We start from the raw sequence: 11,918 nt of genomic DNA on the forward strand, positions 1-11,918 counted from the left end.
CGCATGAGCGATCCCGTGCTGACCCTGAGATCCCTGCAGAAGCGATTCGGCCAGAAGGTCGCCGTCGACGGGCTCTCGCTCGACGTGCCCGCAGGCTCCATGCTGGGCCTGCTCGGCCCGAACGGCGCAGGCAAGACGACGACGCTGTCCATGGCGACGGGGCTCCTGCGGCCGGACGGCGGCACCGCGACGGTGCTCGGCGTCGACGTGTGGCGCGACCCGCAGGGTGCGAAGGCGCGGATGGGCGTGCTGCCGGACGGCGTGCGCATGTTCGACCGGCTGACGGGCGCCGAGCTGCTGCGCTACACCGGGCTGCTGCGCGGGATGCCAGAGGCCGACGTCGTGTCGCGCGCGGGCGAGCTGCTCGCCGCCCTCGGGCTCGACGACGCCTCCTCGACGCTCGTCGTCGACTACTCGGCGGGCATGCGCAAGAAGATCGGCCTCGCATGCGCCCTCATCCACGCGCCGCGCCTGCTCGTGCTCGACGAGCCGTTCGAGGCCGTCGACCCGGTGTCCGGCGAGGCCATCCGCTCCATCCTGCGCGGCTTCGTCGCCTCCGGCGGCACCGTGGTGCTCTCGAGCCACGTCATGGAGCTCGTCGAGTCGCTCTGCGACCGCGTCGCGATCGTCGCCGAGGGGCGCATCCTCGCCGACGGCACGCTCGACGAGGTGCGCGCGGGCGAGTCGCTGCAGCAGCGGTTCCTGCAGCTCGTCGGCGTGCACGAGCTCGGAGAGGGGACGCTCTCGTGGCTGCGCTCGTCCTAGCACTCCGCCTCCGGCAGCTCGGGCGGTCGCTGACGCGCAGCCCGTGGCACATCGTCGGCCTCGTCTTCGGCGCCCTCTGGGCGCTGTCGATCATCGGCATGGTCGGGGCGCTGTCGTTCGCGCTGCGCGTCGGCGCATCCGACGGCGCTCCCCTGCTGCTCGTCGTCGCGACGAGCGTGCTCGTCGTCGGCTGGATCGTCGGCTCGGTGCTCACGAGCGCCGACGACTCGATCGCTCCGGAGCGCTTCGCGCTGCTGCCCGTGCGCGCCAGGCAGCTGCTGCCCGGGCTCGCGCTCGCGCACGCGCTCGGCATCGGCGGCATCACGACGGCCCTGACCCTCGCGGCGCTGCTCATCGCCTGGAGCGGCTCGGTGCCCGCCCTCGTCGCCGCCATCGCGATGCTGCCCGTCGCGCTCCTCACCTGCGTGCTCGCTGCCCGCGTCGTGTCGAGCCTGCTCGCACGCACGCTCGCATCGCGGCGCTCGCGCGACGCGACCGCCGTCGTCCTCATGCTGCTGCTCATCTGCTCGGGCCTCATCGTCACGGGCGTCGCGCAGCTCATCTCCAGCTCGTCGGCGCTGCAGTCGCTGCTGCCCGCGGTCGCCTCGGTGCTCGCGTGGTCGCCGATCGGCGCGACCGCGGGCGTGCCCGCGGCCGTCGCCGCGGGTGACTGGGGTGCCGCGGCGGTGCGCCTCGTCGTCGCGCTCGCGACCGTCGCGCTGCTGGCATGGGCGTGGGGCGCGCAGCTGTCCGCGCGGCTCGTGGAGCCCGTGCAGTCGTCGGGCGGCGGGCGCGTGCGCTCCGGCGGCATCGTCGACCGGATCGTGCCCGCGACGCCCGCCGGCGCGATCGCCGCCCGCGGCATCCGGCTCTTCCGTCGCGATCCGCGCCACCTGCTGAACGCCATCGCCACCCTCGTCCTGCCGCTCATCCTCGTCGGCACGCAGGCGGCCTCCGGCTCGCTCGTGCCCGAGCTCGCCGCGTTCCTGCCGCTCGTGATGGCGCTCGTCGTGCTGCAGGTCGCGCAGCTGTCGCTCGCGTACGACAAGGACGCGCTGGCGCTGCACGTGCTCACGGGCGTGCGCGGCCGCGCCGACCGGGCAGGCAGGCTGCTGTCGTTCGGCATCGTGCTCGGGCCGCCCATCGCGCTCACGAGCGTGCTCGTCGCCGCGGTGACCGTGCGCTGGGATCTGCTGCCCGCGAGCCTCGGCGCATCCGTCGGCATGGCCATGGTCGCTGCGGGCGTGGGCGTCGCCGTCGGCGCCTTCCTGCCGGGCCGCGCGCCCGCACCCGAGCAGGGGCCGTTCGGGCGGGGATCGTCGGGTGGTGCGCAGTCGCTCGTCGCCCTCGCCATCATGGCGCCCATCACGATCGCCGCGTCGCTGCCTGCCATCGCGCTCGCGATCGTCGGCGTGGCATGGATCCCGTGGGTCGGGTGGCTCGCGCTGCCCGTGGGCCTCGGCATCGGCGCCCTCGCCGTGTGGCTCGGCATCCGCATCGGCGGCGACCGCCTCGACCGTGCCTGGCCCGAGGTGCTGGCCGCGGTGTCGAGCGACTGACGCCCGCTCGGCGTCGGCGCGGCTCAGCGCCCGGCGTCGAACCAGCGCAGGACGCGCAGGGCACGCAGCGTCGTCCAGCGGCTCGGCTCGCCCACGGGCGCGTCGAGCCGCAGCTGCTCGGCACCGGGGTCGTCGTCCTCGGCGAGCCAGCGGCCGTCGGGCTGCCGCTTCGCGCGCACGACGCCGATCGCCTCGTCCATCCGCTGCTCGGGGGCGACGCCTGCGAGCCGCAGATGGTCGAGGGCCCGCAGCACGTCGTAGCGCCAGCGCGGCGGGAAGGGGAAGCGCAGGAAGGCATCGTCGACGACGAGGCCCGAGCGCAGCCCGCGCATGAGCGAGCGCTCGAGCAGGTACTCGACCCCTCGCTGCCGCATCGCTGCCGACGACGCCCCCGTCGCCCGCTCATGCTCGAGCAGCCCCTCAAGGACCGAGATGGTGCTCGCGAAGGACGATCGCGACGACCCGGCGTCCTCGAGGCGGAAGCAGTTCCAGCCTCCGTCGGGCTGCTGATCCTCGGCGCAGTAGGCGACGATCGCCGACACGTCGGCGCCGAACCGCGCGCCGGCCCGGATGGTGCGCCCGTTGATGCACGAGTCGACCTCGCCCTGCCAGAAGGGCCCGTCGTGGTACTCCCACCGGCCGTGCTCGGCGATGAGCGCGACGGTCTCGGCCATGACGGGCGCGTCGCCCGGCATGCCGAGGTCGCAGAGCGACTCGAGCACCCACGACGTCGACGTCCACGGCTGGGGCTCGCCCGACTCCCACGACCAGCCGGCGGGCGCCCACGCACCGCCCGCCCACAGGCCGTCGGCGCCACGGGCCGCGAGCAGCGCCGCGCCGAGGCCCTCGTGCTCGACGCGCGCGCGCTCGGCCGCGACCTCGTCGGGCGGCGCGTCGAGGAGATCCTGCAGCACCTGCCATCGGATGGCGGGATCGCCCTCGAGCAGCCAGGCCGTCACGTCGTCCATGGCCGCAGCGTACGCCGCTCCTCAGACGCCTGCCCGTCGCGTCGAGGTCCGAGCGCCTAGAGCCCGAGCAGCGCCTCGATGGGGCCGCGCACGAAGAAGACGACGAAGAGTCCTGCGACGATCCACAGCAGCGGGCTGATCGTGCGCGCGCGACCGGAGACGGCGTGCACGAGCACCCACGCGATGAAGCCGACGCCGATGCCGTTCGCGATGTTGTACGTGAGGGGCATGACGACGATCGTGAGGAACGCGGGCAGCGCGACCCGGAAGTCGGTGAAGTCGATCTCGCGGATCTGACTCATCATGAGCGCACCCACGATCACGAGCGTCGCCGCGGCGACCTCGAGCGGCACGACCTGCGTGAGCGGCGTCAGGAACATCGCCGCGAGGAACAGCACGCCCGTCACGACCGACGCGAGCCCCGTGCGAGCACCCTCGCCGATGCCGGCCGCGGAGTCGATGAACACCGTGTTCGACGACGCGCTCGCGCCACCACCCGCGACGGCGCCGACGCCCTCGACGATGAGCGCGCGCTTCAGGCCCGGGAAGGTGCCGTCGGGCGCCGCGATGCCCGCCTGCTTCGCGAGACCCGTCATCGAGCCCATGGCGTCGAAGAAGTTCAGGAAGAAGAGCGTGAACACGAGCATCGACGCCGCGACCGGGCCGATGCGCGCGAACGCGCCGAACGGATCCACCTGCCCCACGAGCGACAGGTCCGGCAGCGCCAGCAGCGCGCTCGGCAGCGCCGGAGCGTTGAGGTTCCACGCGTTCGGATCCTGCCCGAGCGACGGCCCGACCCGCAGGATCGCCTCGAGCACGATCGCCACGACCGTCGTCGCGACGATGCCGATGAGCAGCGCGCCGCGCACCTTGCGGGCGACGAGGATGCCCATGAGCACGACGCCCAGCAGGAACACGCCCGTCGGCAGCGACACGATCGAGCCGCCGTCGCCCAGCTGCAGCGGCGGCGACGCCACGCCCGTCGCGCGCACGAAGCCCGAGTCGACGAAGCCGATGAACGCGATGAAGAGGCCGACGCCCACGGCGATCGCGCTCTTCAGCTCGCCGGGGATCGCGTCGAAGATGCGGCGCCGCAGCCCCGTGACGCTCAGCAGCACGATGAGGATGCCGTTGATGACGACGAGGCCCATGGCCTCCGGCCACGTCAGCTCGCCCACGAGCGTGAACGCGAGGAAGGAGTTGATGCCGAGGCCGGCCGCCAGCCCGAACGGCACGTTGGCGACGACGCCCATCGCGATGGTCATGAGACCGCCGACGAGCGCCGTCACCGCGGCGACCTGCCCGTTCTCGAGCCAGTTCCCCGCGACGTCCGTCGCCGCCTGGTCGCCGGAGAAGCCGCCGATGATCAGCGGGTTCAGCACGATGATGTACGCCATCGCGAAGAACGTCACGAGGCCGCCGCGGACCTCCTGCGGGATGGTCGATCCGCGTTCGCGGATGCGGAAGTACCCGTCGAGCCGCTGTGCGAGCGCGGTGCGTGCCATGGCTGAGTCTCCTCTGGGACGGACCGCGTCGCTGCGGCAGGTGGATGCTAGATGTGGCGCTCGCCCGGGCCGACGTACAGCTGCTGCGGGCGCCCGATCTTCGTCTGCGGGTCGTCGACCATCTCGCGCCAGTGGGCGATCCAGCCGGGCAGGCGGCCGATGGCGAACAGCACCGTGAACATCCGCTCGGGGAAGCCCATCGCCTTGTAGATGACGCCCGTGTAGAAGTCGACGTTCGGGTAGAGCTTGCGCTCGATGAAGTAGTCGTCCTGCAGGGCGACCTGCTCGAGCTCCTTCGCGATGTCGAGCAGCGGGTCCGAGACGCCGAGCGCCTCGAGCACCTCGTCGGCCGACGACTTCACGAGCTTCGCGCGCGGGTCGTAGTTCTTGTAGACGCGGTGACCGAAGCCCATGAGGCGCACGCCCTGCTCCTTGCGCTTCACCCGCTCGACGAAGCGCTGCACGCCCTCGCCGGAGTCCTGGATGGAGCGGAGCATCGAGAGCACGGCCTCGTTGGCGCCGCCGTGCAGCGGGCCGGACAGCGCGTGGATGCCAGCCGAGACCGACGCGAAGAGGTTGGCCTCGGTCGAGCCCACGAGGCGCACCGTCGACGTCGACGCGTTCTGCTCGTGGTCGGCGTGCAGGATGAGCAGGCGCTCGAGCGCCTTCACCATGACGGGATCGAGGTCGTACTCCTCGGACATGAGGCCGAAGTTCAGCTTGAGGTAGTTCTCGACGAACGACAGCGAGTTGTCGGGGTAGAGGAACGCCTGGCCGATCGACTTCTTGTGCGCGTACGCCGCGATCACCGGGAGCTTCGCGAGCAGGCGGATCGTCTGCAGCTCGACGCGGCGCGGGTCGTGCGGGTCGTGGTCGGCGGCGTAGTACGTCGACAGGGCCGACACCGCCGACGACAGCGCGCTCATCGGGTGCGCGTCGCGCGGCAGCGAGTCGAAGAAGCGACGGAGGTCCTCGTGCAGCAGCGTGTGCCGACGGATGCGCGTGTCGAACTCGCCGAGCTCGTCGGCGGTGGGCAGCTCGCCGTAGATCAGCAGGTACGCGACGTCGAGGAACGACTTCTGCTCCGCCAGCTCCTCGATGGGGTAGCCGCGGTAGCGCAGGATGCCTGCGTCTCCGTCGATGTACGTGATCGCACTCTGCGTCGCCGCCGTGTTCACGAAGCCGTAGTCGAGGGTGGTGTGGCCCGTCTCGCGCATCAGCTTCGACACGTCGATGCTCGATCGGCCCTCGGTGGCGGGGAGGATCGGCAGCTCGACAGTGCGACCGTCGACCGTCAGGTTCGCCGTCTTGGGCGTCTCGTCAGCGTGGGTCACCATCCCACCCTATGGCGTGCGCAGGAGTGGTCGGAAACCGGCCAGACGGCGCGCGGCCTCGGCGATGCGCTCGTCGGATGCCGTGAGCGCGACCCGCACGTGACTCGGGTCGCCGTAGAAGTCGCCGGGCGCCACGAGGATGCCGTGCGCGGCGAGGTCGGCCACCTGCGCGCGGGCGTCGCGGCCGTCGGTCGACCACAGGTAGAGCCCCGCCTGGCCGCGCACCTCGAAGCCCGCCGCCTCGAGCGCGGGCAGCAGCACGTCGCGCCGCGCGCGGTACCGCTCGCGCTGCTCGGCGACGTGCGCGTCGTCGGCGAGGCCCACCGCCATCGCGTGCTGCACGGGCCCGGGCGGGATGAGCCCCACGTGCTTGCGCACCTCGAGCACGCGACCGACGACGTCGGCGCATCCTGCGACGAACGCGGCGCGGTATCCCGCGACCGACGACTGCTTCGACATCGAGTGCACGACGAGGAGGTTCGCCCGGCTGCCACCCGAGACGCGCGCGTCGAGGATCGAGGGCACCTCGTCGACGTCCCACGGCAGCAGCGCGTAGCACTCGTCGCTCGCGACGACCGCGCCGATCGCGCGAGCGCGCTCGACGACGCGCCGCAGCGCCTCGACGCCGGCGACGTCGCCCGTGGGGTTCGACGGCGAGTTCACCCAGACGAGGCGCGTGCCCTCCGGCCAGTCGTCGGGGTCGTCGGCGGGCACGGGCGTGGCGCCCGCGACGCGGGCGCCGATGTCGTACGTCGGGTAGGCGACCGTCGGGTGCACGACGACGTCGCCGGGGCCGAGGCCGAGCCACAGCGGCAGGCCCGCGACGGTCTCCTTCGAGCCCACCGTCGGCATGACGTTCGCGTGGCCGAGGCCGGTCACGCCGCGCACTCGCGCGAACCAGTCGACGATGGCGTCGCGCAGCGCAGGCGTCCCCCAGCACGTGGGGTAGGTCGGCGCGTTCGCCGCGTCGGCGAGCGCCGCCTGGATGACGGCGGGCGTCGCATCGACGGGCGACCCGACCGACAGGTCGACGATGCCGCCCTCGTGCGCGGCCGCGATGGCCTTCGCGTCGGCGAGCGAGTCCCAGGGGAAGGCGGGCAGCTGGTCCACGGCGGGCTCCCGGGTGCTCAGGCCTGCGGAGGCAGCGCCTTGACGATGGGGTGGTCGTCGGCGATCACGCCGACCTTGGCCGCCCCACCGGGCGAGCCGTGCGTCTCGAAGAACTGCACGTTCGCGTCGTAGTACTCGGCCCACTGCTCGGGGACGTCGTCCTCGTAGTAGATGGCCTCGACGGGGCAGACCGGCTCGCACGCACCGCAGTCGACGCACTCGTCGGGGTGGATGTACAGCATCCGCTCGCCCTCGTAGATGCAGTCGACGGGGCATTCGTCGACGCAGGCGCGGTCCTTCACGTCGACGCATGGGAGCGCGATCACGTAGGTCACGAGGGGGTCCTTCCGACCGCACCAGCCTACCTGCGGCGCGCACGTGCCTCGACCATGCGCGGTGCGCGCCGCGCGGGCGTCAGCTGCGTGCAGCCTCGCGGATGCGCCCGAGCGCCGCCCGCGACGGCCATGCCACGACGACGAGCGCGACGACGCCCGGCACGCCCACCCACAGCCAGCCGGGGAGGTCCGAGGCGAGCAGGCCGGCCGAGCCCGCGGTGCGGAACGGATCCAGCGACACGATCGCGATCGGCAGCAGCACCCCGAGGGCGGCGGCGATCGAGGCGGCGCGGGAGCCCATGAGCCGCGGTCCGACGACGACGCCGACGGCTGCCACGAGCGCGAGCACGAGACCCCACGGCTCGACCGCGCGGTAGGTGAACGTGCCGACCGTGCCGATCACGACCGCGACGAGGCCGACGACGACCGTCGTGCCCCAGCCGATCGGGGATGCGGCGCGCACCGCCCGGTAGTGCTCGACCTGCGCGATCGGCTCGCGCTGCCCGCCGACGTGCACGACGTCGTCTCCGTCGAGGGCGAGCTGGCTGCCGTGCGCCGCGAGCGCCGCCCGCACGCTCGACTCGACGGGCGCGAGCGGCACGGCGACGTCCGCGGGCTGCGCGGCGCGCACGTACACGGGGATGCGCAGGTCGCGCCCCACCGCGACGACCGCCGCGTGCACGGCGCGGTGGTCGGGATGCCCGTAGCCGCCGTCCTCGTCGTACGTCACGAGCGCGTCGGGCCGCAGCCGCTGCACCGCATCGAGCACGAGCAGCTCGACGTCGGATGCGGGCTGCGAGGTGAGCGCGGAGGCCGTGACGTCGGCGGCCGGCGCCGCGACGTCGCCGACCCATGCCATGCCGGAGTCCTCGAAGCGCGCATCCGGCTCGACGCGCGTCGCGCCGAGCGCCACGATCGCGCGGTCGAGCTCGGCGCTGCGCAGCGCGGGCAGCCCGCCCGCCACCGCGAGCGCATCCCGCAGCTCGGGCCGCACCTCGCCGCGCTCCCCCAGCGTGAGGGTCAGGACGGACGCGATGCCCGCCTGCGCGACGGTGGCGATGGCCGCACCCGTCGAGAGCGTCTCGTCGTCGGGGTGCGCGTGCACGAAGAGCACGTGCTCGCCGAGGTCCATCGCACCATCCTCGCATCCGCGGCGACGCGCTCCGGACGCCGCCGCGCCCGCTACCAGCGGGCGGGCACCGTCGGCGCCACGCGATGCCGCACGAGCGGCAGCGAGCGGTCGACCGCCGTCTCGATGCGCGCGAGGAGGTCGGGCGACGCGACGCGCCCCTCGGCGAAGTCGCCGGACGAGCCGTACACGCCCGTCGGCAGCGTGAGCGCCTGGAAGAAGCCGAAGAGCGGTCGCAGCTGGTGCTCGATGGTGAGGGTGTGGCGCTCGCTCCCGCCCGTCGCCGTGAGCAGCACGGGGGTGTCGACGAGGGCGCGCTGCTCGACGAAGTCGAAGAAGTGCTTGAAGAGGCCCGTGAACGACGCGCGGTACACGGGCGTGCCGACGACGAGCACGTCGGCGCCCTCGACGGCGGCGAGCGCATCCTCGACCTCGGGTGAGAGCTGCTCGCGCGCCACGGCGCCCGCGAACCCGGGCGCGATGGGCGCGAGGTCGACGCGGCGCAGCTCGGCGGGCGTGCGGTCGCCGATCGTGGCGAGCACGGCGTCGAGCAGCGCACCCGTCTTCGACACGGTCTGCAGGCTGCCGTTGACGCCGACGACGCGCAGCGGGGACTCGGGGCTGTCGCTCATGCAGGCACGCTATGTCGGCTGCGGGATGCTCGGGCGCGGATTGCGCCGTGTGACGACGCGTTGCGTCGTGCGACGCTGCGGCCTTGCCACGCCGCGCGTCGCTCGCGAACCATGCGTGCATGACCAGGCAGATCCGCTTCAACGCGTTCGACATGAACTGCGTCGCCCACCAGTCGTCCGGCCTCTGGCGCCACCCCGACGACCGGTCGCGCGAGTACGCGACGCTCGAGTACTGGACGTCGCTCGCGCGGCTGCTCGAGTCGGGCACGTTCGACGGCATCTTCATCGCCGACGTGCTCGGCACGTACGACGTCTACGGCGGCTCGAACGAGGCAGCCATCCGCAACGGCGCGCAGGTGCCCGTCAACGACCCCATCCTGCTCGTGTCTGCCATGGCGGCCGTCACCGAGCACCTCGGGTTCGGCATCACCGCCGGCACGGCGTTCGAGCATCCGTACCCGTTCGCGCGGCGTCTCACCACGCTCGACCACCTCACGCGCGGCCGCATCGGGTGGAACGTCGTCACGGGCTACCTGCCGTCGGCCGCACGCAACATGGGCCAGGAGGATCAGCTCGCCCACGACGACCGCTACGACCACGCCGACGAGTACCTCGAGGTGCTCTACAAGCTGTGGGAGGGGTCGTGGGAGGACGACGCCGTCGTCGAGGATCGCGAGCGCGGCATCTTCGCCGACCCCGCGAAGGTGCACCCCATCCGCCACGAGGGCAGGCACTTCCGCGTGCCCGGCATCCACATCTCCGAGCCGTCGCCGCAGCGCACCCCCGTGATCTACCAGGCGGGCGCGTCGCCGCGCGGCATCCGCTTCGCCGCGGGCAACGCCGAGGCGATCTTCGTCGCGGCGCGATCGAAGGAGGTGCTCGCCGCGACGGTGTCGCGCATCCGCGACGCGCTCGAGGCTGCTGGGCGCGAGCGCTCGTCGGCGCGCATCTACACGCTGCTGACCGTCATCACGGCCGCGACGCACGACGAGGCGATCGCGAAGGAGGCCGAGTACCGCTCGTACGCGTCCGAGGAGGGCGCGCTGACGTTCCTGTCCGGATGGATGGGCGTCGACCTCTCCGCGTACGAGTCGGACCAGCCGGTGGGCGACGTCGAGTCGAACGCGATCCAGTCGACGGTGCAGCACCTGCAGGAGGAGGCTGCGCTCGGACGCGAGTGGACGGTGGGCGACCTCGGTCGCCACTCGGCGATCGGCGGCCTCGGCCCCACGATCGTCGGCTCGGGCGAGGAGATCGCCGACGAGCTGCAGTCATGGGTCGAGGAGACGGACGTCGACGGCTTCAACCTCGCGTACGCCATCACGCCCGGCACCTGGGAGGACGTCATCGAGCACGTGATCCCGGTGCTGCGTGCTCGCGGCGCCTACCCGGAGGCCTACGAGCCCGGCACGCTGCGCGAGAGACTGCACGGGGCCGGACCGCGCGTGCCCGACTCGCACCGCGCCGCTCGCTACCGCGTCGCTCCCGCCGTGACCGGGCACTAGATGCTCGCGAGTGGGCAGCAGATGTCGTCGGCGGGCCCCGTCCACGACATCTGCTGCCCACTCTCGATGCTCCACAGCCACGATCCGTCCACAGGGCTGCGCGCCTCGGGGCCGTGCTGACGGATGGGCGGGCTTGGATCCGCGCATGCGATTCGACCCGTCCTCCTCCCCCTTCGTCGTCAGAGACGCGCTCGCGAGCGGCGCGACGCCCGGCGAGCTGCGAGGCTCCTCGCTCGTCATGCCGACGCGCGGCGCACGCGTAGGAGCGGCTCGCGCGGCGATCGACCCGCGCGGAGCGCTGCTCGAGGCGCTGCGTCCGCTCGCTCGCGACGACCAGTTCTTCTCGCACACCACCGCCGCGCGACTGCACGGCATGCCGCTGCCGGGGCGGCTGCTCGACGACCCCGTGCATCTGGCGTCGCCGTCGCTCACGAACCGCGTCCGCCGTCGCGGCGTCGTCGGCCATCGCGTCAAGGCGAGCGTCGTCGAGGTCGACGGGTACCGCGTCGAGAGCATCCCGGATGCGTTCGTGCACCTCGGCGCGTCGATCCTGTCCGTGGACGAGCTCGTCGAGGTCGGCGACTGGATCGTGCACCGGGATCGCGCCGTGCGGCTGACGCCCGCCGACCTGCTCGCGCACGCGCGCGAGTTCCGAGGCGCCCGCGGCATGCGGTCGGTCCTCGCTGCGATCCCGCAGCTCCGTGCGGGCGCCGACTCGCCCGGCGAGACGCGCACGCGCCTGCTGCTGCGACGCGCCGGGCTGCCCGAGCCCGTGCTGCAGCACCGGGTGCGCGACGGTCGCGCGCGACTCGTCGCGACGCTCGACATGGCGTACCCGGATCTCCACGTCGGCATCGAGTACGAGGGCGCGCACCATCATCTCGATGCGGGCCAGTTCGCCTACGACATCCGACGATATGCGGCGCTCGATGCGCACGGGTGGCGCATCGTGCGGGTCACGCACGCCGACATCCGCGATCGCGGCGCACGCGTGATCCCGCTCGTCCGCGCCGCCAGACGTGACAGTGGGCACTCGATGCCGTGAAGCGTGCGCTCCACCGGCATCGAGTGCCCAC

General features: G+C 72.8%; 11 protein-coding genes. 4 read left to right on the forward strand and 7 right to left on the reverse strand.

Annotated features, from left to right (window positions below):
• Nucleotides 1-3 precede the first annotated feature (3 nt).
• Both ACFQPP_RS08450 and ACFQPP_RS08455 read left to right on the forward strand, forming a co-directional pair.
• Entirely contained in the window at nucleotides 4-765 is a 762-nt protein-coding gene (locus ACFQPP_RS08450; protein WP_376916126.1) for an ABC transporter ATP-binding protein, read from the forward strand.
• Nucleotides 747-2,324 carry a hypothetical protein gene (locus tag ACFQPP_RS08455; RefSeq protein ID WP_376916127.1) on the forward strand — a complete coding sequence of 526 codons (1,578 nt, stop codon included), beginning with the start codon at nucleotides 747-749 and terminating at the stop codon, nucleotides 2,322-2,324. Before ACFQPP_RS08450 ends, ACFQPP_RS08455 begins: the two co-directional genes overlap by 19 nt.
• 23 nt (nucleotides 2,325-2,347) lie before the next feature.
• On the opposite strand, the gene ACFQPP_RS08460 is transcribed toward ACFQPP_RS08455, so the two are convergent.
• The 7 genes from ACFQPP_RS08460 to msuE all read right to left on the reverse strand — a co-directional run bounded on the left by ACFQPP_RS08460 (nucleotide 2,348) and on the right by msuE (nucleotide 9,337).
• On the reverse strand, nucleotides 2,348-3,292 hold the full coding sequence (locus ACFQPP_RS08460) for a hypothetical protein (protein ID WP_376916128.1): 945 nt from the start codon (nucleotides 3,290-3,292) through the stop codon (nucleotides 2,348-2,350).
• Nucleotides 3,293-3,348: 56 nt separating this feature from the next.
• Entirely contained in the window at nucleotides 3,349-4,797 is a 1,449-nt protein-coding gene (locus ACFQPP_RS08465) for an NCS2 family permease (protein WP_376916129.1), read from the reverse strand.
• Nucleotides 4,798-4,844: 47 nt separating this feature from the next.
• Complete coding sequence (locus ACFQPP_RS08470; RefSeq protein WP_376916130.1) at nucleotides 4,845-6,131, reverse strand: citrate synthase; 1,287 nt, start codon at nucleotides 6,129-6,131, stop codon at nucleotides 4,845-4,847.
• Between the two features lie 9 nt (nucleotides 6,132-6,140).
• Complete coding sequence (gene dapC / locus ACFQPP_RS08475) at nucleotides 6,141-7,241, reverse strand: succinyldiaminopimelate transaminase (protein ID WP_376916131.1); 1,101 nt, start codon at nucleotides 7,239-7,241, stop codon at nucleotides 6,141-6,143.
• A 17-nt stretch (nucleotides 7,242-7,258) separates the two neighbouring features.
• Nucleotides 7,259-7,576, reverse strand: a complete 318-nt coding sequence (gene fdxA, locus ACFQPP_RS08480) for a ferredoxin (protein WP_376916132.1) — start codon at nucleotides 7,574-7,576, stop codon at nucleotides 7,259-7,261.
• A 79-nt stretch (nucleotides 7,577-7,655) separates the two neighbouring features.
• Nucleotides 7,656-8,708, reverse strand: a complete 1,053-nt coding sequence (locus ACFQPP_RS08485) for a PIG-L family deacetylase (RefSeq protein WP_376916133.1) — start codon at nucleotides 8,706-8,708, stop codon at nucleotides 7,656-7,658.
• A 50-nt stretch (nucleotides 8,709-8,758) separates the two neighbouring features.
• Nucleotides 8,759-9,337 (reverse strand): FMN reductase, encoded by a 579-nt coding sequence (gene msuE / locus ACFQPP_RS08490; protein ID WP_376916134.1) that lies wholly within the window; start codon nucleotides 9,335-9,337, stop codon nucleotides 8,759-8,761.
• Between the two features lie 119 nt (nucleotides 9,338-9,456).
• Here msuE and ACFQPP_RS08495 point away from each other — a divergent pair, with 119 nt between their 5' ends.
• Together ACFQPP_RS08495 and ACFQPP_RS08500 are read left to right on the forward strand one after the other, a co-directional pair.
• On the forward strand, nucleotides 9,457-10,842 hold the full coding sequence (locus ACFQPP_RS08495) for an LLM class flavin-dependent oxidoreductase (RefSeq protein WP_376916135.1): 1,386 nt from the start codon (nucleotides 9,457-9,459) through the stop codon (nucleotides 10,840-10,842).
• A 145-nt stretch (nucleotides 10,843-10,987) separates the two neighbouring features.
• Nucleotides 10,988-11,887, forward strand: coding sequence for an endonuclease domain-containing protein (locus tag ACFQPP_RS08500; protein ID WP_376916136.1), 900 nt, complete (start codon nucleotides 10,988-10,990; stop codon nucleotides 11,885-11,887).
• Nucleotides 11,888-11,918: the final 31 nt, after the last annotated feature.

Origin of the sequence: Agrococcus sp. GCM10030265, assembly GCF_042666675.1 — a bacterium.
In the GTDB taxonomy this organism is placed as follows: domain Bacteria; phylum Actinomycetota; class Actinomycetes; order Actinomycetales; family Microbacteriaceae; genus Agrococcus.

Excerpts from the sequence above, each read along its gene's own strand:
- ACFQPP_RS08450 (WP_376916126.1), top strand. The coding sequence starts at position 4 with ATGAGCGATCCCGTGCTGACCCTGAGATCCCTGCAGAAGCGATTCGGC.
- ACFQPP_RS08460 (WP_376916128.1), bottom strand. The coding sequence starts at position 3,292 with ATGGACGACGTGACGGCCTGGCTGCTCGAGGGCGATCCCGCCATCCGA.
- ACFQPP_RS08465 (WP_376916129.1), bottom strand. The coding sequence starts at position 4,797 with ATGGCACGCACCGCGCTCGCACAGCGGCTCGACGGGTACTTCCGCATC.
- ACFQPP_RS08485 (WP_376916133.1), bottom strand. The coding sequence starts at position 8,708 with ATGGACCTCGGCGAGCACGTGCTCTTCGTGCACGCGCACCCCGACGAC.
- msuE (WP_376916134.1), bottom strand. The coding sequence starts at position 9,337 with ATGAGCGACAGCCCCGAGTCCCCGCTGCGCGTCGTCGGCGTCAACGGC.
- ACFQPP_RS08495 (WP_376916135.1), top strand. The coding sequence starts at position 9,457 with ATGACCAGGCAGATCCGCTTCAACGCGTTCGACATGAACTGCGTCGCC.
- ACFQPP_RS08500 (WP_376916136.1), top strand. The coding sequence starts at position 10,988 with ATGCGATTCGACCCGTCCTCCTCCCCCTTCGTCGTCAGAGACGCGCTC.